Annotated in this window: 19 protein-coding genes; 14 read left to right on the top strand and 5 right to left on the bottom strand. The window is 49.6% G+C overall.

Annotation, left to right across the window (positions count from 1 at the left end; all coding sequences use genetic code 11):
• The first annotated feature begins 8 nt into the window (after positions 1-8).
• A complete protein-coding gene (locus F459_RS0116595; RefSeq protein ID WP_020613837.1) occupies positions 9-2,033 on the top strand; it encodes a glycoside hydrolase family 31 protein in 2,025 nt (674 codons plus the stop codon).
• 58 nt (positions 2,034-2,091) lie between these two features.
• Positions 2,092-2,961 (top strand): MBL fold metallo-hydrolase, encoded by an 870-nt coding sequence (locus F459_RS0116600; protein WP_020613838.1) that lies wholly within the window; start codon positions 2,092-2,094, stop codon positions 2,959-2,961.
• A 43-nt stretch (positions 2,962-3,004) separates the two neighbouring features.
• Here F459_RS0116600 and F459_RS0116605 read toward each other — a convergent pair whose 3' ends face one another.
• The 4 genes from F459_RS0116605 to F459_RS0116620 all read right to left on the bottom strand — a co-directional run bounded on the left by F459_RS0116605 (position 3,005) and on the right by F459_RS0116620 (position 8,182).
• Positions 3,005-4,342 carry an APC family permease gene (locus tag F459_RS0116605; protein ID WP_020613839.1) on the bottom strand — a complete coding sequence of 446 codons (1,338 nt, stop codon included), beginning with the start codon at positions 4,340-4,342 and terminating at the stop codon, positions 3,005-3,007.
• Positions 4,343-4,412: 70 nt separating this feature from the next.
• On the bottom strand, positions 4,413-6,284 hold the full coding sequence (locus F459_RS0116610) for a YgiQ family radical SAM protein (RefSeq protein ID WP_245540206.1): 1,872 nt from the start codon (positions 6,282-6,284) through the stop codon (positions 4,413-4,415).
• Positions 6,285-6,325: 41 nt separating this feature from the next.
• The gene (locus F459_RS0116615) at positions 6,326-6,970 is read right to left on the bottom strand and encodes a deoxynucleoside kinase (RefSeq protein ID WP_020613841.1); all 645 of its coding nucleotides are present in this window, start codon (positions 6,968-6,970) and stop codon (positions 6,326-6,328) included.
• 60 nt (positions 6,971-7,030) lie between these two features.
• Positions 7,031-8,182, bottom strand: coding sequence for a LacI family DNA-binding transcriptional regulator (locus F459_RS0116620; RefSeq protein ID WP_033301950.1), 1,152 nt, complete (start codon positions 8,180-8,182; stop codon positions 7,031-7,033).
• A 231-nt stretch (positions 8,183-8,413) separates the two neighbouring features.
• Between F459_RS0116620 and F459_RS0116625 the strand changes: the two genes are divergently transcribed.
• The 5 genes from F459_RS0116625 to F459_RS0116645 all read left to right on the top strand — a co-directional run bounded on the left by F459_RS0116625 (position 8,414) and on the right by F459_RS0116645 (position 14,391).
• A complete protein-coding gene (locus F459_RS0116625) occupies positions 8,414-9,367 on the top strand; it encodes an ABC transporter substrate-binding protein (RefSeq protein WP_020613843.1) in 954 nt (317 codons plus the stop codon).
• An 88-nt stretch (positions 9,368-9,455) separates the two neighbouring features.
• The gene (locus F459_RS0116630; RefSeq protein WP_026295076.1) at positions 9,456-10,988 is read left to right on the top strand and encodes a sugar ABC transporter ATP-binding protein; all 1,533 of its coding nucleotides are present in this window, start codon (positions 9,456-9,458) and stop codon (positions 10,986-10,988) included.
• A 23-nt stretch (positions 10,989-11,011) separates the two neighbouring features.
• Complete coding sequence (locus F459_RS0116635) at positions 11,012-11,980, top strand: ABC transporter permease subunit (RefSeq protein ID WP_020613845.1); 969 nt, start codon at positions 11,012-11,014, stop codon at positions 11,978-11,980.
• A 14-nt stretch (positions 11,981-11,994) separates the two neighbouring features.
• Entirely contained in the window at positions 11,995-13,416 is a 1,422-nt protein-coding gene (locus F459_RS0116640) for a xylulokinase (RefSeq protein ID WP_020613846.1), read from the top strand.
• A 57-nt stretch (positions 13,417-13,473) separates the two neighbouring features.
• Positions 13,474-14,391, top strand: a complete 918-nt coding sequence (locus tag F459_RS0116645; RefSeq protein WP_020613847.1) for a sensor histidine kinase — start codon at positions 13,474-13,476, stop codon at positions 14,389-14,391.
• A gap of 6 nt (positions 14,392-14,397) precedes the next feature.
• Here the strand turns inward: F459_RS0116645 and F459_RS0116650 are convergent, their stop codons facing one another.
• Positions 14,398-16,197, bottom strand: coding sequence for a methyl-accepting chemotaxis protein (locus F459_RS0116650; protein WP_020613848.1), 1,800 nt, complete (start codon positions 16,195-16,197; stop codon positions 14,398-14,400).
• Between the two features lie 87 nt (positions 16,198-16,284).
• Between F459_RS0116650 and pyk the strand changes: the two genes are divergently transcribed.
• From pyk to sufU, 7 genes are all read left to right on the top strand, one after another.
• Positions 16,285-18,051, top strand: coding sequence for a pyruvate kinase (gene pyk, locus F459_RS0116655; protein WP_020613849.1), 1,767 nt, complete (start codon positions 16,285-16,287; stop codon positions 18,049-18,051).
• Between the two features lie 121 nt (positions 18,052-18,172).
• A complete protein-coding gene (locus tag F459_RS0116660; RefSeq protein ID WP_245540207.1) occupies positions 18,173-18,499 on the top strand; it encodes a metal-sulfur cluster assembly factor in 327 nt (108 codons plus the stop codon).
• Between the two features lie 18 nt (positions 18,500-18,517).
• Entirely contained in the window at positions 18,518-19,324 is an 807-nt protein-coding gene (gene sufC / locus F459_RS0116665; RefSeq protein WP_020613851.1) for a Fe-S cluster assembly ATPase SufC, read from the top strand.
• Positions 19,317-20,735 carry a Fe-S cluster assembly protein SufB gene (sufB, locus tag F459_RS0116670; RefSeq protein WP_020613852.1) on the top strand — a complete coding sequence of 473 codons (1,419 nt, stop codon included), beginning with the start codon at positions 19,317-19,319 and terminating at the stop codon, positions 20,733-20,735. Before sufC ends, sufB begins: the two co-directional genes overlap by 8 nt.
• A complete protein-coding gene (locus F459_RS0116675) occupies positions 20,735-22,024 on the top strand; it encodes a SufD family Fe-S cluster assembly protein (RefSeq protein ID WP_020613853.1) in 1,290 nt (429 codons plus the stop codon). The genes sufB and F459_RS0116675 overlap by 1 nt, the downstream gene beginning before the upstream one ends.
• Complete coding sequence (locus F459_RS0116680) at positions 22,017-23,306, top strand: aminotransferase class V-fold PLP-dependent enzyme (RefSeq protein ID WP_020613854.1); 1,290 nt, start codon at positions 22,017-22,019, stop codon at positions 23,304-23,306. The genes F459_RS0116675 and F459_RS0116680 overlap by 8 nt, the downstream gene beginning before the upstream one ends.
• On the top strand, positions 23,303-23,767 hold the full coding sequence (gene sufU / locus F459_RS0116685; protein WP_020613855.1) for a Fe-S cluster assembly sulfur transfer protein SufU: 465 nt from the start codon (positions 23,303-23,305) through the stop codon (positions 23,765-23,767). The genes F459_RS0116680 and sufU overlap by 4 nt, the downstream gene beginning before the upstream one ends.

The following is a 23,767-nucleotide window of genomic DNA, read 5'->3' on the forward strand; positions in this document are numbered from 1 at the left end:
GATAAAACATGAATATAATAAACACGACTCCTTTTTCTGCGGATAAGGACGGTATGGTCTGGAAAGGCGGCCGTGAGACCGTAATGGTGCAGGCCGTATTACCGGGAGTGATTAGGGTAGAAGCTTGGCAAGCCCCATCCTGTACGGAAGATTATTATACCATTGAGGCTTGTCATGCTTCAATAAGCGATAACGACTTATCAATACGGATTGAGAAAGAAAAGGCACAGCTATCTTCGGGTGACCTTCAGGTTGAAATTTCATCGGGAGGGCGGCTTAGCTTTTCGAATGTACAGACAGGCCGGTTGCTTTTTCAAGAAGCCGACTGGCTGCCTGGTAACCCAACTCTTTTCCCAAAGAGTCGAGCGTACAAAAGAAAAAATGGGGCTTGGAATATACAACAATTGTTTCTTTCACAGGACGAAGAAAAATTTTACGGCCTCGGACAACATCGGAACGGATTGTTCAATTATAAAGGTGCTGTTATTCCCTTATGCCAGCAGAATGGGGAGACCTCGATTCCCTTCCTTCTGTCTTCAAAAATGTATGGCTTTGTATGGAATAATCCGTCGTTGGGGCAGGTGGAATTGGTGAATAACCGCACCTGTTGGGTAGCGGAGGAGGCACGAAAAATTGATTACTACGTCATCACCGGGAGTGATTATAAAACAATCTATTCACGGTATGCAGATGTAACCGGCCATTCGCCGCAACTTCCTTTTTGGGCTACCGGTTTTTGGCAAAGTAAGTTACGGTATGCTTCCCAGGAAGAAGTTCTGAACGTTGTGGATGAGTACCAAAGACGAGGAATACCGTTATCAGCAATCGTCATTGATTATTTACATTGGACACGCATGGGAGATTTTGAGTGGGATGAGCGTTTGTGGCCTTCACCGGAAACAATGGTCGAAACATTGCGGCAGAAGGACGTAACCCTCGTCGCTTCGATATGGCCGGCAATAAATCCTAAGTCGAAACATGCGGAAGAATTATCCAAGAAAGGGTACCTGGTCGATTCTGTAAAAGGAATGAATCTTTTTTTCCCATTTTTTGATACGAATGATATTCCTCCGCTCTTTCTCCAATATTATGATGCCACCAATCCTGATGCACGCACCTATTTTTGGAAGAAAGTGAAGGCGATGTATTACGACAAGGGGATTAAAAATTACTGGTTGGATGGATGTGAGCCGGAGATATATCCCTTTGATATGGATAATCTTTTGTTTTCCCTGGGAGATGGGAAAGCCGTTGCCAATCTTTACCCCTTGTGCCACCAAAGAGGGATAGCCGAAGCATTACGTGCGGAAGGCGAAACGGATTTTGTGCTCTTGTGCCGCTCCGGCTGGCTTGGAACACAACGCTTTGGTTCTGCCCTTTGGTCTGGGGACATTTTGTCGAATTGGCAGACCTTTGCCGACCAGATTCGTGTAGGCCTGCATGTCGGTATGAGTGGTATCCCGTGGTGGACTTCCGATATCGGAGGTTTCATGGAGGGCAATATCCATGATGAAGGATTTCAGGAACTGCTTATACGGTGGTTCGAATATGGAATTTTCTGTCCTTTATGCCGTCTTCATGGTAATAGGGATCCCAGACCGGAAAATCCTACGGAATCCGGTGCAGACAATGAGGTTTGGTCCTTCGGTGACAAAGCCTATAAAGTTTTGCAAAAGATGCTTAGAATCAGAGAGAAGCTACGGCCGTATATCTACCGGGAAATGGAACGAACTTCTCAGGATGGACTTCCTATGATGCGGCCGTTATTTTTCGATTATCCGGAGGATTCGGCTTGTTGGGATGTCGGAGATGAATACCTATTCGGCTCTCAAATCCTTGTCGCACCCGTACATGAAAAAGGTGCTATCGGCAGAAGCCTCTATCTACCCCAAAATCGGCAATGGATGGATGCGTGGACAGGAACCTTGCATGAAGGAGGTGTCCGACTTCAGGTTTCTGCACCATTAGATATGATTCCCGTTTTTCTATCACCGGATTGTGATGAAAGTGTGGTGCAGGCATTTCGAGAATAGTACCTTTGATACGCGGAAAATGTGGTATTATGAGTGCAGTTCTGGAGAAGGAGAGAAAGTGGAAGAACTTGATGCATTGACAGTCACCGTAGTTGCGGAGGATTCCGTTGCTTACGAAACCCCTTATTTGGGACAGCACGGCATTTCTCTTTTCCTCAATGCTGTTCGGGGTGAGACAAGTGTCAACATTCTCATGGATGTCGGACAAAATCCGAAAGCACTTTTAACCAATATGGAATTGCTTAGTATTTCACCTGGATCAATTGATATGATCGTTTTGACCCACTGTCATTACGATCACACCCAAGGTCTTGTTGAGATTATCAAAGCGACGGGGAAAAGAAACCTTCCTGTCGTTGCACATCCCGATCTTTTTCGCGTACATGTTATTACCGACCCTTTTTTGCGCTATATCGGAGTACCGGGAGAGGACCGAAACAAAGTGGTGGAGGAAGCAGGGGGAATTTTGTGTCTCGTTTCCGATCCCTTGGAACTTATGCCGGGCCTCATGACGAGTGGAGAGATTCAGATGCTTACCGACTATGAAGAGGTTGGTATGGCATTGAAAACCATTCGAAACGGGAACGTATCAGAAGATTCTGTTGTTGATGATCTAAGCCTCTTCGCTGTGGTAAAAAATAGAGGGTTAGTCGTTATGACGGGCTGTGGGCACAGGGGAATTGTGAATATTGTCCGGCAAGGGGTCCGAAATACCGACACTCGGAAGATTGCATCTGTTATTGGGGGCTTTCATCTTATTGAATCTTCCGATGAAAAGATCGAAAAAACGGCCGAAGGCTTGAAGGATTTGGATATTGATTCGGTGAAGGCCGGACACTGTACCGGTTTTAAGGCCCAGGTTGAGCTTTATCATGTGTTTAAAGATGCCTTTTCTCCCATGCACGCCGGAGATATATACCGATTCTGATGTTGTGGGACCGTCTTAAGCGATAGGCGGTCCCACCGCTTGTCTATGATTCAGGCCATCTGTCCATACGGGAAAGAATTTCTTTTTTATTTCTGCTGATCCCTACTAAATAGACCAGATAGCCGACTATCATCCAGACGGCCGCATACAGGAGAGCCTTCCAGCCCTGAAGGATCAAAAGATAGACCGAAACAGCCAATCCAAGTGCAGGAAGACACAGGAATCCTTTTTTCCTGTATATTCCAGGAAGCTTGTCGACTAATTCCGGGAATTTTTTTCTTGCCATCAGGACGGCAATATGGGTGATGATCCAGTTGTACAGGAACATCGCTACAATAATTTCGGCGACAAGCTGAATCGTTCCGGAAATAATCAAGATAATGGCAAGTGCCGACGTAGCAATGAGTCCGAAGGCCGGTGTCCCGAATGTATTTACCGATGCAGTTTTGCCTCCCAAGATTCCATCTCGGGACAGTCCGAAAAACACCCGCGCCGCTACTGCCTGCTCACCGTTATGTGATGACAAAATCGCTGCCCATGCAACAATAACGATAAAGACGACACCGAAAGGCCCCATGAAGGTAGAAGCTACCGCAGCATAGGGGGCTTCAGATGCTGCAAAGTCCTTCCAGGGAAGCACTGCTGTTGAAACGAATGCCGATACAACATAGAGAAGTGTGGGAATTAAAATCCCTAGAATGATTCCCCAGGTAATGGTTTTTGCGGGATTCTTTGCTTCTTCCCCAAGATCTGCTGCCAAGGTCAATCCTGCATAGGAAAAAAGGAGCAACGATGTGGCCTTCATGACTCCGGCAAAACCCAGGGGTGATCCCATCATGATGTTTGCCCCCTTCATATGCGGAAAGGCTAGGATTATGTATATGAATATTCCCGCAACCATAAACAGGAAAAGGACATTCTGTACGATTTTCACGGTTTTTAAGCCGGCCCAATTGATAAGGGAAAATAGTATTGTAACTACAACCGCACCAATAGTGGCTGGAAAGACTATCGATGTTCCTGGAAGGGCGTTTAGGTAATTAATGAAGGCTTGTGCTGTAATTGCAACCGGTCCGATAACGGCAAGCCACATTCCCCAACCTGATAAAAAGCCAAGAGGCTTTGAAACGATTCTGGTTGGATACACGTAGCTCTCGCCGCCTTCCACCGGATGCATAAGGTTGAGAAATATTGTGCTTATACCGACGAGAATAACGGGGATGGCGCCTATTGCATAGGCGAGCCAGGTAAGCGAACCTGCGAATTGAGCCGCTATTCCGGTAACGATAAATACACCGGCTCCGATAATAATGCCCGATGTAATTGCCGTTACGTCAAGAATGCCAAGTTCCCTGTGGAGCCCGGTTCCTTTTTGAGACATACAAACCTCCTGAAAAAGATATTGCTTCTATGTATAGATATATTTACATGCCGACACCATTGGGTCAAGCTTAAGGATGTCGGTTCTTTTCCGGAGGGACTAAAGCTGTCTGGCCAAATCCGATCAGATCACTCCTGCCTGCCTGTCTAAGGGCTTTACGGACGCGGTCGTAGTTTTTCGGTCTGTTGAATTGAAGCAGGGCGCGCTGAAGATGCCGTTCTTTTTCACCTCGTGGGACGAAGATCGGTTTCATGGTTCTGGGATCGATGCCGGTGGCCCACATGCAGGTTGATAGGGTTCCCGGGGTGGGGTAGAAGTCTTGTACCTGGTCGGGAATAAAACCGCTTTTTTTCAGGAAAAGCGCCAACGCAACCGCTTCGTCGAGGGTGCTTCCGGGATGGCCGGCGATCAAGTAGGGAATGAGGTATTGCTTCTTGCCTATCCGTTTCGTCTCTTCGTAAAAAAGGCGGGAGAATTGTTCATATACCTCTATCGGTGGTTTTCCCATGGCTTCGAGGGTTCGGGGGCCGGCATGTTCGGGCGCAACCTTGAGCTGCCCGCTGATGTGATGTGCAACCAGTTCCTTTAAGAATCTTCTGTTTTCATCCAGCAGGAGATAGTCGAAACGAATACCGCTTCTGATGAACACCTTTTTTACGCCGGGAAGCCTGCTCAGGCTCTCCAACACGTCGAGATAGGCCGTATGATCGACCCTGAGCGATGGGCAGGGTTTGGGAAAGAGACACTGGCGGTCGCTGCAGGCACCTCGACGTTTCTGTCCCTCACAGGCTGGTGCATGAAAATTGGCGGTGGGACCGCCGACATCGTGGATATAGCCTTTGAAATCGGGATCGGTTATAAGTTTTTGGGCTTCCCGGATGAGGCTTTCCTTGCTTCGGGGCGTAATGATCCGCCCTTGATGAAAGGTGAGTGCACAGAAACTGCAGCCCCCGAAACAGCCCCGGCTGCTGACAAGGGAGAAGCGTACCTCCTGGAGCGCAGGGATGCCTCCCGCTTTTTCATAGGAAGGGTGGGCCTTACGGCTAAAAGGCAGTTCGTAGACCGCATCAAGTTCCTCCGTTGTGAGGGGAAAGGGAGGAGGATTGTGGACTATGAAGCGATCCCCGCAAGGTTCTATGAGGGTGGCGGCCCCATAGGGGTCGGCATGTTTCATCTGGAGTGCAAAATGTTCGGCATAACGTGTGCGGTTTTTGATGAGTGCCTCGTGCGAGGGTAAAAAAACGGTTTTTGACCTTGTGATATTATCATCTGGTGATAATATGATACTGTCATATACAGTATCATTTTTCCCGACGACCCGGACCAAACCGCGAATTGTTTCCACATTGGGCTGGCTTTCTTTTTCGACAGCCGCTTCTAATGCCGCCGCCAGAGCAAGTATGGTAGTTTCAGACATCCCGTAGAGAAGATAGTCGGCCTTAGCATCGAGAAGGACCGAACGGCGGATGGAATCACTCCAGTAATCATAGTGGCTTAGACTTCTGAGGGAGGCCTCAAGCCCGCCGAGTGCGACGGTAACCCCTTTAAAGGCCTGCCTGATCCGACTGGTATAGACTACCAGACTCCGGTCGGGACGCAGGCCGGCTTTGCCGCCGGGCGAGTAGGCGTCTTCCCTTCTGGGGTGCCGTGATGCACTGTAGTTTGCGACCATTGAGTCAAGATTTCCGGAGGTGACCAGAAAGGCAAGACGAGGCCTCCCAAAACGGCTGAAATCCTCTATGTTTCTCCAGTTCGGCTGAGCTATGATCGCGACACGGTAGCCGCGGCTTTCCAGAAGGCGACCGATAAGGGCTGTCCCAAAGGAGGGATGATCGACATAGGCATCCCCGGAAACGATGATGAAATCGGGGATCGCTGTTCCATACTGTGCCTTGAATTCCTGCTCTGTGAGGGGCAGGAATTCGGCGTGGTTCTTGTGCATTGCACTTGAGTATAGAAGAAAGCCGACGCTATAAACAGGGGTCACATACCAACGGGGAAGAGGGTTCCCTGTTTATCCAATAGCCGCTGTTCGATACCATTGACAATGGCCTCGAAGTCTTTGTTCTGCTCCACAAAATCCAAGCGATCCGCGGGAACTATCAATATCGGGGCAAGGGTGAAATCGTTGATCCACCGATCGTAGAGCCGATTCAGCCCCTGGAGGTATGTGTCGGAAATGGAGGCCTCGAAATCCCTTCCCCGAAGAGCAATACGTTTTTTTAGGGTTTTCACCGATGCCCTGAGATAGACGATTAGGTCGGGCGGGGGAAGCATGGTGATAAGGGTATGATACAGTTCCAGGTAGGTTTCCCAGTCGCGCTTTACCATGGATTGCTGTTCGTAGAGGTTTCTGGCAAATACTTCTGCATCTTCGTAAATGGAACGATCTTGCACCACAGAGAACGGATCTTCTGCCAAAAGGTGATGAGTCCTGACCCGGTGCGTGAGGAAAAAAGTCTGGGAATGGAAGGCCCAGCGTCTCATATCCGAATAAAAGTCTTTGAGGTAGGGGTTTTCCGTCACCGGCTCGTAATAGGGCCTAAAACCAAGCCGATCGGCCAGCTTTTTCACGAGGGTGGATTTTCCCGCACCGATATTTCCCGCAAGCACGACATATTTTTTCATGGTTCAGCGTTCCCGGATCTATACTCTATGCACTTCGGGAGCGCTGAACAAGGGGACTGGTCAGCTGTAGAAGGGAGAAATTTCCGTCTTCCCCGTCATGCCGCAGGATTCTCGGATGATCATTCTTGTTTCGGCATTAATAGTTCGGGCCGGGGCATCCGGATGTTCGATCCTCCAGAGGAGGGTTTCCAGGGCCAAGTTACCAATTTGTTGTACGGATTGATGAATGGTTGTGAGGGGAACTCTCAGCATTTGAGCGTAATGTACATCGTCAAATCCTACTATCCTGAGATGTCCCGGAACAGAAATACCGGCGGACTCGCACGCACCTAAAAGCGCCGAGGCCGTTTCGTCATTGCCGCAAATCATATTGAAGGGGGGGGCCTCGGGATGGTCGAAACGAGAGGTTATATATTCGAGTTCCTCAGGATTGACCAGGTGGATCCATTCTGCTTGAGGTATGATTCCATAATCGATGAGAGCGGTACGGTAGCCCCTCAATCTGATTGAAATCGTGTACGCGGAGTATGGACGGGCGAGGAAATCGATCCGTTTTTCTCCGTGCCTGAGATAATGACTGGTTGCCATATATGCCGCACGAAAATTATCGATGCCCACGAGATCAAGATTACTGCGTTCCGGGAAGGGGAGATAATCCGAGTCGATCAGGACAATAGGAATCCCGGCATCCTGAAACATTGATATGATTTTTCGATTGATCTGATCGAACGAGGGGCTCAATTCAAGGGGTTCGAAGAAGACGCCTGCAATGTGGTGGTCAATATAGCGTTGCGTAACATCGACTAAACTCTTTGCTGCTTCCGTTGTTCTGATTTCCGAACCACTCCAGAGAAGTGAGCATTGATTTTTCTCCGCATTGGCAGCGATCTGCGTACAAATTGGTTCGAAAATCTCTCCTTTACCAAGGCCAGGTACCAAGAGCCCAAAAAGACGGTTGTTGAATCTGTTTTTGTAGGAATGGAAGTTGTTAACGAAACTTCCGGATCCTGTTTTTCGAACAATGATCCCCTCTTCCTGAAGAGCGTTCAATGCACGGGTGACTGTCGGCCGGGAGACCTTAAAGCGTGAGGCCAGTTCAACTTCTGTCGGCAAGCGGTCACCGGCATGATATCTACCGTTTTCAAGAAGATTTCGAAGTTTATCATAGATATACTGATATTTGAACTGCATGCGCTCAACTTTGTTTGTCACCTTTCTCTGCCTTTCCTTCTGTCGTTTCGCCGTCTCAGTATAGCGAGGTGAATGCCTTCGGAAAAGCGATCCCCCTTGCATTTTTCGTTCTTTTCCATCAATGCATGTTTTTACTGCATTTAAGTATACAGGATTGTAATATGATATTATCATATTTGTAATATTTTTTCTTGACAAATATGCAGTTTGTGCAGCTACAATGTATGATAACAATGTTTTAAGGAGGAGTTTATGAGAAAAGTAGTGCTGATACTGCTTTGTGGCATGTTGCTTGTCGGAACACTGTTTGCCGGTGGGCAGGGAGAAGGTGAAAAAGTTCTTCAGGTGGCGGCTACCTTCGGCGATCTTGGAAATCCCTTCTTTTTTACCATGGGTAAGGGAGTCGAAGATGCAGCAAAGGCAATTGATCCCAATGCAAAGGTCACTGTCCAATCGTCGGGCTATGATCTCAATACCCAAACCAGCCAGATGGAGAATTTCATTGCGAATGGTGTGGATATTATTATCTTGAATGCGGCCGACACAGCAGGAATTGCGCCTGCCGTACGGAAAGCAAAAGAGGCTGGTATTATCGTGGTTGCCGCTGATGTAAATGCAGATGGCGGAGTCGATGCAACGGTTACCTCCAATAATTATCAGGCTGGTACCCAGGCTGGAGAATACATTGTAAAGAGGCTTGGAGGGAAGGGAAACATTGTTATTATCAATGGCCCTCCTGTGTCCGCCGTTATCGACCGGGTGAATGGAGCAAAAGAGGTTTTCGCCAAGAATCCGGGAATCAAGATTCTCTCCGACAATCAAAACGCCGGTGGCAACCGTGAAGGCGGGCTTCGCGTTATGACTGATCTTCTTACCGCTTACGACAACATTGATGCGGTTTTTGCTATCAATGATCCAACCGGTATCGGAGCCGATTTGGCGATCAAACAGGCAAAACGCGGTGATGAAATGTTTGTTGTCGGTGTCGATGGTGCTCCCGATGCTGTGGTTGCACTCAACGATACGAGCAGCTCTTTTGTCGCCACCCCATCACAGGATCCGTACACCATGGCTACAAGGGCCGTGCAGGTGGCGTATGAAGTAATACAGGGGAATCCCCCTAAAGAAAAGCTGATACTTATCCCAACCACATTGATCACCAGGGACAACGTTAGTGAATACAAGGGCTGGACCGAACCGGAATAGGTTTATCGTTCGGACTATGCAGTGTGATAGTGGCGGCCTCCGAATGAGTGAGGTCGCCACCATGTACTACTTACGGGGGATGTATTTCATGGATGAACAAGATCGAAAGGAACCGATTCTTTCCGTCCGGAATCTGAGTAAACGCTTTCCCGGCGTACAGGCACTGGACGGGGTTTCTCTGGATATTTATGCCGGAGAAGTCCACGTACTCATGGGAGAAAACGGTGCCGGAAAAAGTACGTTGATGAAGATTCTTGCCGGAGTCTATAAGGCTGACGAAGGAGAGATTCGTATAAACGGGCGGTTGGTTGCTCCCGAAAATCCGCTTCAGGCCATGGCACTTGGGGTTAACCTAATCAATCAGGAGCTTGGCGTTGCCACAAATTTGACGGTGGCGGAGAACGTCTTTATGGGAAGCGAGCCGCATCGTTTTGGGGTGATAGACCGGCACCAGATGGCTATTCGGACTCAGGAGGTTTTGAAAAAACTTGGTGCCCCTTTCCAACCGGAGGTGCGGGCTTCCCTCCTTAAAGTTGCCGAGCAGCAGCAGGTTGATATCGCTCGTGCTCTTGTACATAACGGCAGAGTACTGATTATGGATGAGCCTACCGCAGCACTAAGCGAGAGGGAGATCGACAGGCTTTTTGATCTTGTCCGCAGCCTTCGGGAACAAGGCCTGGCCATTGTTTATATTAGTCACCGTCTCGCAGAGGTATCGGTAATAGCGGATAGGGTATCCGTTTTGCGAGACGGCCAATACATCGGAACAGTCACGAAAGATAATATGAATAATGAAACCATCGTAAAGATGATGGTTGGGCGTTCATTAAAGGATTTCTACGAACATCAAACCGCCGAGAAAAAAGATGACAACTACCTGGTTGTTAAGCATGTGTCGGACGGCAAACGGGTAAAAGATGTTTCCTTTCAGGCTGCGGCAGGTGAGATCCTTGCTCTCTCGGGGCTTGTTGGTTCAGGACGGACCGAGCTTGCCCGTTTGATATTCGGAGCGGATAAGCCATTGACGGGCGAAGTAATCGTCGAAGGGAGAAAACTGACGATTACTTCACCAAAGGATGCAATTCACCAGGGGATTGGTTACGTACCAGAAGATCGAAAAATAGAGGGGCTTTTTCTGGGCATGAGCAGTCAGGAAAACATCGTTATGAATGTCATGGAGCAGAAGGCGCGTTTCGGCATCTTAAATAGGAAAGAAAACGTCTCCATCACTGACCATGCAATAAAGCAGCTGAACATCAAGCTTTCCAACCCAAGAAACGCGGCGCTCTCGCTTTCCGGAGGAAATCAGCAAAAGCTCCTTCTCGCCCGTTGGTTACAAATCAAACCGAGGGTTTTGATTCTTGATGAACCGACCCGGGGTGTTGATGTGGGAGCCAAAAGTGAGATCTATAAACTGATCGGAGAAATTGCCCAAAACGGCGTTGCCGTTGTTTTTATTTCAAGTGAGCTGCCTGAGGTCGTGGGCCTTGCTCAACGGGTGCTGGTCATGCGCGAGGGGCGAATCACCGCAGAATTGCGGGGACCTGAGCAAATCAATCAGGAAATCATTATGGCATATGCAACGGGCATTCGAAAACCGGACTACACTTTTTCCGCATGAATTCGTGAGGGGGAGAGAAAAAAATGAGTTCAAACAATTTGGCGACAAAGTTAAAGCAGCAGAATTCTGCGATTTGGGAAAGCCTCGGAATCCTTCCGATTTTACTTGTGATTGTCATTCTATTTTCACTTTTAAGCGGTAATTTCCTGCGACCGACAAATCTCATGAACATTCTGAGACAGGCTTCGATTAATATCGTGCTTGCAGCCGGTATGACTCTTGTTATCTTAACCGGCGGTATTGATTTATCAGTTGGATCTATCTTGGCAAGTACTGCCGTGGTCAGCCTCTTGGTATCGTTGAATCCCTCCTTGCAGGCCTTTACGGTCATCGTCCCCTTACTTACAGGTTTGCTTTTTGGTGTGATAAATGGGGTTTTGATTGCTTATGTAAAGTTGCCCTTCTTTATTGTTGTTCTGGGAAGTATGACAGCTCTTCGAGGGGCCTCGTATCTTTTGGCGAATGGTACCACATTGATTAACAATGATTTGAATTTCGCCTGGATCGGTAACGCCTATCTCGGCCCTTTCCCCTGGCTGGCCATTATAGCCCTCGCGGTCATCGCCATCATGTGGTTTATCCTAAGAAAAACCGTTCTCGGTGTACATATTTATGCCGTAGGAGGAAACCCAACTGCCGCTCGGCTAACCGGTATCAACGTAAGTTTTGTTCTTGTTTTTGTGTATGCCATGAGCGGCCTGCTTTCCGGCCTTGGTGGGATCATGACTGCCAGTCGTCTTTACAGTGCATCCGGACTTTTAGGAAATGGCTACGAACTTGATGCCATTGCTTCGGTTATCCTGGGGGGAACCAGCATCTCCGGCGGCAGCGGAAGTGTTGTTGGAACATTAGTGGGGGCCCTGATTATTGCGGTGCTGAATAACGGGCTTACCCTTATGAATGTCTCTTATTTTTGGCAATTGGTTGTACGTGGCATCGTTATTATTGTTGCGGTATTAATAGAACGATTTCGCCATCGGAAAAAAGTCTGAAGATCATATTTGACATGTATTTAGGCATCGATCTGGGGACCGGTTCGGTGAAGCTTATGCTTCTCGGGCCGGATGGAGCTGAGCATACCGTCTCTCGTTCGTATGAGGTTTCCTCTCCCCATAGCGGCTGGGCGCAGATTGACACGGATATATGGCTTGCGGCCTTGTTTTCATGTATCCGGGAGCTTCCCGGGGTGGAACATGTGAAAGCCATAGGGCTTTCCGGCCAGATGCATGGCATTGTTCCGTGCTCGGGAATGAGCGGAACCGCGCCTGTTGCTTTGGGGCCGGCCATTACCTGGGCGGATCAGCGGGCGGCGGAAACCTTACCCGACTATAAGGCCCTTTCCGAGCAAACCCTTTCGAAGCTGGGAAATCCCCCTTCCGCCGGGATGGCCGGACCGATTCTTTTATGGCTTAGGGACCACATGCCCGAACTCTTTGCCAAGATCGATATTGCGTTTATGCCAAAGGATTTTATTAGGGCTACGCTGACGGGAGATCGTCTGACCGACTATTCCGATGCAAGTGGAACACTATTGTACGATTTTTCGATACGAGGGTGGTATGCAGATCTTCTTAGGGCGATTGGGCTTGATACGGCTCAACTTCCTCAAATTCGGGCAGGCAATAGTATTGCAGGTTTTGTCAGCGACGATGCCGCTCGTCGATTCGGACTTCCTTCCGGAATCCCTGTAGCGGTGGGGGCGGGTGATACCCCAGCCGCTTTCTTCGGGACAGATTTGCATGATCCCGGGACCGGGCAGATTTCCATCGGAACGGCCGCCCAGATCGGTGTTCCGATGGCGGAACGGAACATTCATACGGTCATGAACCTCAATCATTTTGAGGGAGTACGGCCTGGCTCACGGTATCGGATCGCTGCAATGATGAACGGCGGTCTTGCGCTTGAATGGGTACGCCGTCAACTGGGTTTTTCCTGGCAGGAACTTTATCGTTCTCTGGAACGACGGGGACTTGAGACTCCGTCGGATCTTATCTTTATCCCCTATCTTTCAGGAGAACGGACACCTCATATGGACCCTGATGCACGGGGGGCATGGATAGGCCTTTCGCTCCATCATCAACGGGAGGATCTTGCCCTGGCGGCACTGCTGGGGGTGGCCTCAACTATCCGTCTCGGCCTTGCTACCCTCCTCTCGGCGGGAAATTCTTCAATTAACCGGCTGCGCCTCGTAGGAGGTAGCGCCAGGTTTCCCTTCTGGCGAAAGGTTCTTGCCGCAATGCTGGAACGGGACCTATTGGTTTCTCAGCAGACCGATACTTCGGCACGGGGAGCCGCCCTTATGGCGGCGGAAGCTATCGGGGAAAGGCTTTTTCCCTCCCTCGGCTTTGATTGCGAGTATGCCGAAAGTTACTCGTGGATGAAAGATTATTTCCAAAAACAACAGGACCTCTATTATAAAGTTTTCTAAATTCGGGCAATTCTGAGCTGATACCGCTATAATGGAAGGCAATGGAGTGGATATTTCATGGCTGATAACACCGTTGTCATTTTGTGGTTTTCTATCGTATTTCAATTAATGGCGGCTGCCTATGCGCTATTTCTCATTCGAGTGACCGGATTACGATATTCCTGGATTTGTATATCTCTCGCTTTGATTCTCATGAGCGTCCGACGAATCGTTTCGCTTTCGAGCGGGCTTTTAGGGGTCGCTACGATGGGGGAACCCCTATATGAAGCAATTGGGCTTTTGCTTTCAATGCTCGTTTTTTTGGGAATTGTGGGGATTCGTTCTATCCTTGTCGAGTGGAGAAAGAATCAGACCAAGGTGGAGGCGCTCCTTCAGGAAAAAGAGATGATACTGAGAGAGGTGCACCATAGGATCAAAAATAATATGTCCACGATACTCAGCTTTCTTTCGCTTCAAGCCGAAACACTGGGTTCGTCACCGGCAAGAGCCTCAATTGAGGAGGCGGAAAATCGTGTTCGAAGCATGATGATTTTGTACGATAAACTGTACAGGGGCGAGAATGTCGATGCTTGTCCCATCGATCATTATCTTCCCTTGCTAATCGATCAGATTCTTGCAACCTTTCCAGATAGTGAGTCGGTCGAGGTTGAGAAGAGTATCGGAAATTTTGAGCTGGATGCAAAACGTCTTTCCTTGGTTGGGATTATCGTCAACGAACTTTTGACGAACAGCATGAAATACGCTTTTTCCGATGCAACACGTGGACATATTCGTGTGCGTGCAGAGCTGGAATCCGGACAGGTCCTGATTCGCTTTGAAGACAACGGAACGGGAATCCCTGCTCATGTCGATTTTGATGGTACCTCGGATTTAGGCCTCCGAATGATTAAGGCGCTTACCACTCAGCTTGAGGGTACCGTTCAACTGGAACGGGAAGAGGGAACCTGTATTTCAATATCCTTCCCGTTCCAATAGATCTTTTCAAATGGAAAAACGCTTCAGGTTATCTTCGATCCTATTTACGGCCTCGACCGATTCTGAAAAGAGATCCTGTAATGTAACCATCGAGCCGGTAACCTCCTGAACACCCGCGCTAATCTCCCTGATTCCCAGAAGGATCTCTCTGCTTACCCCCTGTAGGCCATTCATCGATTCTGCAATTTCACCTGCACCGTTATTGATTTCCGAAGAGGCTGACTTGATGGATTCTGTTATTTCCGTAAGCTCATTTATCGCAATATTGATTTCATCCGCCCCGGTATTGATTTCTCCCATGGTAGAGGAGACTTCCTGAAAGGAACTGGCTAGATTGGTAACTCCCAAACGGAGCCGGGCAAAGGAGGACTTGTTTTCCTGCGCCGATTCCTGGGCCTCTTGTATGATCGCATTTACTTTCCCTAATGTTTCGGCAATTTGTTTGGAATTAGATGAAGTTTCTTCTGCAAGTTTTCTGATCTCATCGGCCACAACGGAAAATCCCTTTCCCGCTTCTCCCGCATGAGCAGCCTCAATAGCAGCGTTCATGGCCAGAAGATTGGTCTGCGTGGAAATATTGTTGATGACACCGATTACTTCGAGCATTTGTGTTGAGAGGGCGGCAACATTATCAATAACCATACCAGTTGATTCGATGTTATTGTCGGTTTGTTCAATAACGGAGATCAGTTCGGGAATTTCCTGTTGCCGATTTTGTGATATTCGGGCAACATTTGCTATGGATGCGGCCATCTCCTCAACGGCGGCCGACGATTGGATGACGGCACCGGCCTGTTGTTCGACCTGGTTGGTCATATCTTGAATATTGGTTCTAATCTGTTCGACGGCGCTACTCGATTCTGAAACCAGCCCGTTTTGCCGTTCTATATGGTGTCCGATTGATTCGGTGTTGGCACGTATTTCCGTAACCGATGCCGATACTTCGTCGGTGGAGGTTCTGAGCGTGGTGTTTACCGCGGAACTGGTATCTGCAGATTCCTTAACGCTGACGATGAGAGATCTGACGGTTGCGAATCCTTCATTGAAATGACGTACCAGTTGACCGAACTCATCCTTTCGGCGGAACTCGGTTTCCAAAGTGAAGGAACCGATGGAAAGATTCTGGGCATACTGCATGACCTGTAGGAGACCCACGTGAATGGTTCTAATTGATAGGAATGCGACTAACGCGCTTATCAATATGATGGCTGCCATCAATAGAAGGGTGAGACGATTAACAAGGCCATTATTGGCTTCGATTGCGACAACGGCTTGATCTAGGCCCGCCGTATGGTCGTCCACCAGATCCCGCATGGTGCGGGAAAGACGTTCGGCCACCGGGTCGAATTCGCCCATCATCGGATTTCCTTTGGAGGGCCCCCCGTTGATGTAGGCATTCGCCATTGCTTTGCCTGTATCGTAAAATGCATCAAGGTCTTGTTTAAAGATGCGGAGGGTTTCGACTGCGGAGTTTTCTTCTTTGGATGCATAGGCTTTGATAAACGTATCGATCCTCTTCTGTGCATCGTTATAGTAGGATTCCGCTTCGTCAAAACCGTCATCATAACCAGGAGCGGCCCTTGTTGCCGATATATCTGTAAGCCATTGTTGAATTTGTATTACGTCTTTCTCAATCGTCAGGAAGCTGAGTGTTTCGGGTAGAATTTCATTTTTTAGATTATGAATTTTCTGACTGTTCATCTGATTACCGCGAAACGTAATGATTTCTATGCCGGCAAACATGAGAATAAGAAGTAAAAAACTTCCAAGCAATTTCCATTTTATCGACTGGATCGAACTATTCATGGCATCTCCTATTACAATTATCTTATTGGAAATAGTGGCGATATTCCATGAAAACTTTTATCTTATCATATAGCTAAGGAGTATTTTTTGAAATACCTAAGAAAGACCAGAATTGTGGCGACGATAGGGCCTGCCTGTGATGATCTTGCAGTACAGAAAGAACTTCTTAAAACAGGAGTAAATGTTGCCAGGTTCAATTTTTCTCATGGTAATCACGAGGAGCAAGCCAAGCGGATAGCCTCGATGAGGCGTGCTTCCGAGGAAACTTCGCTTCCCGTTGCCCTAATGATGGATACGAAGGGACCGGAAATCAGAACTGGGAATGTGAAGGGCGGAGAAGAGTTTGCCTTACACAGCGGTTTTGAAATCGTTTTGACCTCCCGTCAAATTGAGGGGACCAGAGAAGAGCTGTCGGTGAGTTATCAGAATCTTCCTTCCGAGGTAGAGGCCGGGGATCATATTTTTATTGCAGATGGGGTTATCGATTTGGAAGTCCTTGCAGTCTCAGGTCCTGATATTCGTTGTTTGATTCGTAACGGCGGAATGCTTGGCAGCAAGAAAAACGTGAATGTTCCTGGCGTAAAGGTTGGTTTGCCGGCTATCACGGAGAAAGACCGTGAGGACATTCGTTTTGCGGTCGAGTATCAGATGGACTACATTGCAGCCAGTTTTATCAGAAGGCCTGAAGATGTTGAAGAAATTCGCGATATTCTCAAACAATACCATTCTTCTATCCGTATCATTGCAAAGATAGAGAACCAGGAAGGTCTTGATAATATTGATGACATCATTCGGATTTCCGACGGAGTGATGGTTGCAAGAGGGGATCTTGGGGTACAGCTTTCGACGGAACAAATTCCTCTGGCCCAGAAACGGATCATTGGAAAGTGCATGAGGCAAGGGAAGCCCGTTATTACCGCCACTCAGATGCTTGATTCGATGATCCACAATCCGAGCCCTACCAGGGCAGAGCTAACCGATGTTGCAAACGCTATTTTTGACGGAACCGATGCTGTCATGCTTTCTGGTGAGACAGCAGGCGGTGCATTTCCTGTACGGTCGGTTGAAACCATGGGACGCATTGCCGAGGCTGTCGAAACGAGTGATGAATATCGACGGCGGTGCACCCAATGGTTTGAGACTGTACAACGTCCGAAAGATATAGGTCATACTATTGCACGGGCCGCTTATGTTGTTGCATCCGACATTGATGCTTCCGCAATTGTCGCTCCGACGCTTCGGGGAAATACTCCCCGAATTCTGAGCAACTATCGACCGAACCAGCTCATTATTGCCGTCACCACCTCTGAGGAAAGCTATCGTCAGCTTCTTCTGCACTGGGGAATTTTTCCGATTTTATCTGCTCCTGTGAAAGATTCCGAGATGATGATCCAGAATGCCTTGAGGCTTGCACGTGAGCATGGGTATGTGGCCCCTCCTGACCGCGTGGTTACCACGGCGGGGATTCCTCTTAACTCTCCTCAACCCCTCAATACGATCAAGATCCATTTTCTTGGGACGATCCTAAATAGAGGTCATGCCGGTATGGGGGATCGCTGTTCCGGGGCTCTTGTTAAGGCTGAAAATTTTGAACTTGCCCAGCATCGTCTTCGCTGGGATGGAACGGAGATTTTGTTAACCTGCTCCGTAGGAAAAGAGTTTTTCCCCCGACTTTCTTCTTTGCTGGGAATTGTTATAGAGGGGGAGCTTTCTCTGTCTCCCGAGGAGGTTCGAAAGATCGCTCCTAAGATTGTAATCATTGCCGATGTCCCTAACGCCATGGATAATTTTGAGGATGGGCAGCTGGTGACTCTTGATGGCCAGGAAAAGATTATTTACGAGGGCTTTATGTGACGGACAGTAAAAGATTGAGTCCTGTTTATCACCAATATTCGTAACAGTAGAATTTTCTTTCCCCTTTTCCTTGTTGACAGCCTCGGCGGCAAAGATTATTATAAATTCATACTTATTTAGTATGTTTTATACATGGAGGGATACCATGGTAAGCACCGAAGCGGTATGGAAGGCGCTTGAAGACGTCATTGATCCTGAACTGGGCTACTCTGTTGTGGAACTCGGCTTGATATATCGTGTCAAAGTCGAAGGAACGCGAGTGGAGATCGATTTTACCCTTACATCCTTCGGTTGTCCTTTGGCTGATCTTCTTACCGCCGATATCGAAGCGGCTGTTCGATCCTTACATCCTGCTTCAGAGCCTGTTACGGCCCTGGTTTGGGATCCGCCGTGGGGGCCTGAACGGATGAACGAAGAGGCCCGGTTGGACCTTGGGTATCCCGTATAGGCGAAAGGAGGAGAGTGTATGTCTGTTTTAACAATAAAGGGGCTTCACGCCAGTATAGATGGAAAGCCCATTCTCAATGGGGTCGATCTGGTCCTCAAAAGCGGTGAGGTCCATGCCCTTATGGGGCCCAACGGTTCGGGTAAGTCGACTCTGGCGAATGTCATCATGGGAAATCCCCGCTACAGGGTGACCGGAGGTACGATTGATCTGGATGGTACCGATATTTTGGCGCTCCCTGTACATGAACGAGCACGTTTAGGGTTATTTCTTGCCTTTCAATATCCCGTGGAGATCCCCGGCCTCAGCATGGCTAAATTTCTGCGGCGTGCTGCAGAAACACGTCTTTCCCAAGGCCAGAACCTTCGTGTTTCTTCCTTTTTGAAGGATGTGCGTGCCGATATGGAGCGCCTTTCCTTTGATGCGGCTTTTTTGAACCGTTCCCTCAATGACGGATTTTCCGGCGGAGAAAAAAAACGAGCGGAGATTCTCCAGTTGCTTACCCTGGAACCAAAACTGGCTATCTTCGACGAAACCGATTCGGGTTTGGATATCGATGCCATCAAAAGCGTTGCTGCGGGCATCGAACATATGCGGGGACCTGATTTCGGCGCCCTGATTATCACCCATTACCGACGTATCCTGGATTATCTGGCACCGGAGTTTGTTCATGTCCTGTATCAGGGGCGTGTGGTCCTCAGCGGGGGGAATGAGATTGTTCGCGAGCTCGAGGAGCGGGGCTATGACTGGATTAAGGAAGGTTACGGCGAGGCGGGCGGCACACCGCTTGTCACGGAGACGAAAACGTCTCAGGCTGCCCATGTCTGAAACGAACACCATGGAAGCGGTAGCGGGCATAGGTGATGATGCCTACAAATTTGGCTTTCATTCCCCTGAGCACTCCATCATCAAGACAAAAAAAGGACTTTCCGAAGAGGTGGTACGAGAGATTTCGGCTGCCAAAGGAGAGGCTGCCTGGATGCTCGAGTTTCGACTTGCCGCTTTGGAAACTTTTCGCAAGATGCCCATGCCCTGCTGGGGAGCAGACCTCTCGGGAATAGATTTCGACGATTACTACTATTATGCCAAGCCTGTGAATGAGCAAAGCGGCTCTTGGGAAGATCTCCCCCAGGATATCCGTGACACCTACGAACGATTGGGAATCCCGGAGGCGGAGCGCCGATTCTTAGGCGGGGTGGGAGCCCAGTATGATTCCGAGATGGTGTATCACAAGATCCGGAAAGATTTTGAATCAAAGGGCATTCTCTTTATGGATACCGAAACAGGAGAGCGCGAACACGAAGAGCTTTTTCGTAAGTATTTTGCCTCCGTTGTCCCTCCGGCCGACAATAAATTTGCGGCCCTCAACGCTGCCGTCTGGTCCGGCGGTTCCTTTGTCTATGTGCCCAAGGGGGTAAAGGTTGATATCCCCCTTCAGGCTTACTTCCGTATCAATACCAAGAGCCTGGCGCAGTTCGAACGTACTCTGATCGTGGTGGATGAGGGGGCCTTCGTTCACTATATCGAGGGCTGTACCGCACCTATATATGCAAAGGATTCCCTCCATACCGGGGTGGTTGAGATCGTCGCCCTCCCCGGGGCAAGGGTGCGATATTCGACCATACAAAACTGGTCGACCAATGTATACAACTTGGTTACCCAGCGTGCCAAGGCGCATGCGGGAGCCACCGTCGAATGGGTAGATGGTAACATCGGTTCGAAAAGTACCATGAAGTACCCCTGCGTTATCCTTGCGGGAGAAGGGGCCCACGGAGAGGTCCTTTCGATTGCCTTTGCAGGCCGGGGCCAGGAACAGGATGCCGGCGGCAAGATGATACACCTGGCGAATAACACCTCCAGCGTCATCACTTCCAAGTCCATCAGTAAGGATGGCGGAATCTCCAGTTATCGTGGGCTTGTAAAGGTTGCTCCGCATCTGCGTGGTGTGAAAAGTAAGGTTGAGTGTGATGCCCTCATCCTGGATGAGGAATCTACAAGTAATACCTACCCTACAATGGATATTCAGACTGACGATGTACGGATGGAGCATGAGGCAAAGGTGTCGAAAATCTCAGAGGATGAACTTTTCTACCTCCAGAGCCGGGGTATAGATGAGGAAGAGGCCGCCAAAATGATTGTAGCCGGCTTCATAGATCCTCTTGTTCGGGAACTCCCCATGGAATATGCGGTAGAGCTTAATCGTCTCATCGATCTTGAGATGGAAGGAGCGGTAGGATAATGAACGAAAGGACGATGGAGGCTATCCGGCTTTCCTGGCTGAGCGAGCACAAAAACAAAGCGGAGGCTGCCTGGAAGCAGCTCCCCTGGCCGGGAAGAAAGAACCCCCAGTGGAAGAATAGCCCCGTCTCGCTTTTTGAGGCGGAAACCTTTACTACAGAACAGGATTGGGAAGAGCATGCCTGGGATACCGTTGATACCGCTTCTGACCCGCGGGCCACAGCGTCCCGTGCTATTGATGATGACAGCTATGCTGCTGTCCTCCGTCTTGTGGATGGCAAACCCGACTTTGATAAGCAAACCATAGAAAGCCGGGGAATTGAACTCTCTTTTGGAGCGGCCCCCGAGTGGGGAGCCCGTTTTATAGAGGCCTCTGATCTGTCGGACAAACTCCATGCCCGGCTCTTTGCCGAAGCGGCGCCGGTAATGAGCCTCTCGATAGCATCTGACGTGAATCTTGCAGGCCCAATCCTTTTGGATTGGGTGGATGGTCGACACAATTTCTATGCGGCACCGCTCATTTTTCTGAAGATAGGGGAGGCGGCACAGCTTCGCCTTACCCTGTGCTGGCGTAATCCCGACGGCCGAAAAACGCGTCTTTTTCTCTCTCCCGCTCTTTTCGTCGATCTTGGACGAAACGCCCGTCTGGACCTTTTTGAGCTTGAGCACCTTAGTCACAGGGATCGATTCCTCGACTATCCGGTTGCCATTTTGGAAGAGAAGGCGGAACTCCGCTGGAGCCGTGGCATCTTTGGGGTTGGAGTGTCAAAGAGTACAATTCTTGCCCGCCTGGAGGGGCGGGCCTCCCGTTTCGATTTTGCCGCGGCTTATGCATCTCCAGACAAGAGCCATGTTGATATTTCAGTGACACAGCGTCATATTGCGCCTTTTACCTGGTCCCGTTCTCGCCTGGATGCCGTGGCGGATGGAAGCGGCAAGGCTATTTCCCACGGTCTCATTGAGGTGAAGGAGTCCGCTATCGGTACCGATGCCTATCTTTCTACGAAGACTCTGGCCCTTTCTCCACATGCCAAGGCGGTAAGTCTGCCGGAACTTGCGATCAAGACGAATGATCTGACTGCCAGTCATGGTTCCACTGTCGGTACCATCAGCCCCGATGAGCTTTTCTACCTGGCCAGTCGTGGGATCGCGCCATGTGAGGCAAAGACCCTTATCGCCGAAGGTGTCCTCGGCCTTATTCTTGAAAGAACACCTCCCGAGCTGACCGATATCCTGGAATCTCTTATAGAAGATGCACTAAAAAACGAATCGGAGGTTGCTCATGACTAATATAATGCAAACCGGAGCCCGAGGTTTGTTGAAGGGTGCTGCCTTTGATGCTGCCGATGCCAAAGCTCAAGGTATCCGTGAAGATTTCCCCATTTTGACCGCCAGCCTGACTAAGCAGGGGGCTCCTCTGGTCTATCTCGACTCGGCTGCCACTTCACAAAAGCCAGGAGCCGTGATCGATGCGATTGTTGACTACTACGAAAACACAAACGCCAACGTCTACCGTTCCATCCATCGGCTGGGTGAGAAGGCAACAGCGGCCCTGGAGTCGGGAAGGGCCGCTGTTGCCGATTATATTGGCGCTGCATCCAGCCGGGAGATCATCTTTACCCGGGGGACAACGGAATCCTTCAACCTTCTGGCCTCCAGCTTGTGCCGAAGATTTGAAGCCGGGGATGAGATCATCTTAAGCGAAATGGAGCATCACGCGAACATTGTACCCTGGCATATGGCCGCCAAAAACTATGGGGTTGTTCTCAAATTTCTTCCTTTGAACGAGGCCGGCGATCTTGAGCTATCCGATCTGGACCGCCTGTTGAACCCGCGGACCAAGCTGGTCTCTCTTACACACATCTCTAACCTTCTGGGTACGATAAACCCCATAGGTCAGATAGCTCCCTTGGTGCATGCCCGGGGAGCGCTTTTGGCCGTTGATGCGGCCCAATCTCTTCCCCATATGCCCATTGATGTGAAAGCCCTTGGCGCGGATTTCCTGGCATTTTCCGGCCATAAGGCCTTTGCTCCCATGGGAATCGGCTGTCTCTATGGGCGCCAAGAGCTTTTGGAAAGTCTTCCCCCGTGGCAAGGCGGGGGAGAGATGATATCCGCGGTAGGCCTCCACGGTTTTTCCGTCAATGAACTACCCTGGAAATTCGAGGCCGGTACCCCAAATGTGGAAGGGGTGGTAGGACTCGAGGCGGCTCTTGATTATATGCGAAGGCTCGATCCTACATGGATCGATACCTGGACCGCCTCTTTGGCTGCCTATGCAATCGAAAGGCTTGAAGCGATACCGGGGGTGACGGTCCATGGTGCACCCCGCCTTCGAGCTGGGCTCTTTCCCTTTACCCTGGCTGGGGTCCATGCTCACGATTTGGCCGCCTTTCTTGATCGCAGCGGTATCGCCGTGCGTGCCGGAAAGCATTGCGCCCATCCTCTTTCCGACAAACTGGAGCTTCTCTCCAGCTGTCGTGCCAGCTTTCACGCCTATTCCACACGGGCGGATGCGGACGCGCTTATCAAACGCCTAACAGCTGCGGCACGCCGAGGAGTGATAGTATGAGCAGTATAGAAAGCGAGGTCGGCCGCGAGATTATCTACGATCACTATACGCGGCCACGGCATTTTGGTGCCCTCGGCCCTGATGCTGTAATGCTGGAAAATCCTTCATGTGGAGATACCGTACGTCTCAGTATAAGCGGTGGTATTTCTCCCGATGATTCAGAGACTCTGGAATTTCGGTTTGAGGGAAAAGGATGTTCCATCAGTCAATCCTCCACCTCCATGATGGTCGAACTGCTTTCGGGCAAAAGCCGCGGAGAGGCTATTCGCATAACGGAACATGTGCTCTCGGTCTTTCGGGGAGAGCGTGATCCCCATATTTTGGAAGACTTGGGGGATATCTCCGCGCTTGCCGGGATTGCCCGCCTTCCCGTTCGCGTAAAGTGTGCGGCCCTGGCCTGGCAGGGGGCTCTTAAACTTTTGCGGCAGCAAGAGCGAGAGCATTCGGAAGTGGAGCGATAG

The sequence above is a fragment of the Sediminispirochaeta bajacaliforniensis DSM 16054 genome (assembly GCF_000378205.1).
Lineage (GTDB): Bacteria > Spirochaetota > Spirochaetia > DSM-16054 > Sediminispirochaetaceae > Sediminispirochaeta > Sediminispirochaeta bajacaliforniensis.

What these genes read in the sequence shown, in the direction of transcription:
- F459_RS0116610 (WP_245540206.1), bottom strand. Translation starts at nt 6,284, where the DNA reads ATGCACAAGAACCACGCCGAATTCCTGCCCCTCACAGAGCAGGAATTC.
- F459_RS0116605 (WP_020613839.1), bottom strand. Translation starts at nt 4,342, where the DNA reads ATGTCTCAAAAAGGAACCGGGCTCCACAGGGAACTTGGCATTCTTGAC.
- F459_RS0116650 (WP_020613848.1), bottom strand. Translation starts at nt 16,197, where the DNA reads ATGAATAGTTCGATCCAGTCGATAAAATGGAAATTGCTTGGAAGTTTT.
- F459_RS0116595 (WP_020613837.1), top strand. Translation starts at nt 9, where the DNA reads ATGAATATAATAAACACGACTCCTTTTTCTGCGGATAAGGACGGTATG.
- F459_RS0116635 (WP_020613845.1), top strand. Translation starts at nt 11,012, where the DNA reads ATGAGTTCAAACAATTTGGCGACAAAGTTAAAGCAGCAGAATTCTGCG.
- F459_RS0116680 (WP_020613854.1), top strand. Translation starts at nt 22,017, where the DNA reads ATGACTAATATAATGCAAACCGGAGCCCGAGGTTTGTTGAAGGGTGCT.
- F459_RS0116645 (WP_020613847.1), top strand. Translation starts at nt 13,474, where the DNA reads ATGGCTGATAACACCGTTGTCATTTTGTGGTTTTCTATCGTATTTCAA.
- F459_RS0116640 (WP_020613846.1), top strand. Translation starts at nt 11,995, where the DNA reads ATGTATTTAGGCATCGATCTGGGGACCGGTTCGGTGAAGCTTATGCTT.
- F459_RS0116675 (WP_020613853.1), top strand. Translation starts at nt 20,735, where the DNA reads ATGAACGAAAGGACGATGGAGGCTATCCGGCTTTCCTGGCTGAGCGAG.
- F459_RS0116615 (WP_020613841.1), bottom strand. Translation starts at nt 6,970, where the DNA reads ATGAAAAAATATGTCGTGCTTGCGGGAAATATCGGTGCGGGAAAATCC.
- F459_RS0116625 (WP_020613843.1), top strand. Translation starts at nt 8,414, where the DNA reads ATGAGAAAAGTAGTGCTGATACTGCTTTGTGGCATGTTGCTTGTCGGA.
- F459_RS0116660 (WP_245540207.1), top strand. Translation starts at nt 18,173, where the DNA reads ATGTTTTATACATGGAGGGATACCATGGTAAGCACCGAAGCGGTATGG.
- sufB (WP_020613852.1), top strand. Translation starts at nt 19,317, where the DNA reads ATGTCTGAAACGAACACCATGGAAGCGGTAGCGGGCATAGGTGATGAT.
- sufU (WP_020613855.1), top strand. Translation starts at nt 23,303, where the DNA reads ATGAGCAGTATAGAAAGCGAGGTCGGCCGCGAGATTATCTACGATCAC.
- F459_RS0116630 (WP_026295076.1), top strand. Translation starts at nt 9,456, where the DNA reads ATGGATGAACAAGATCGAAAGGAACCGATTCTTTCCGTCCGGAATCTG.
- sufC (WP_020613851.1), top strand. Translation starts at nt 18,518, where the DNA reads ATGTCTGTTTTAACAATAAAGGGGCTTCACGCCAGTATAGATGGAAAG.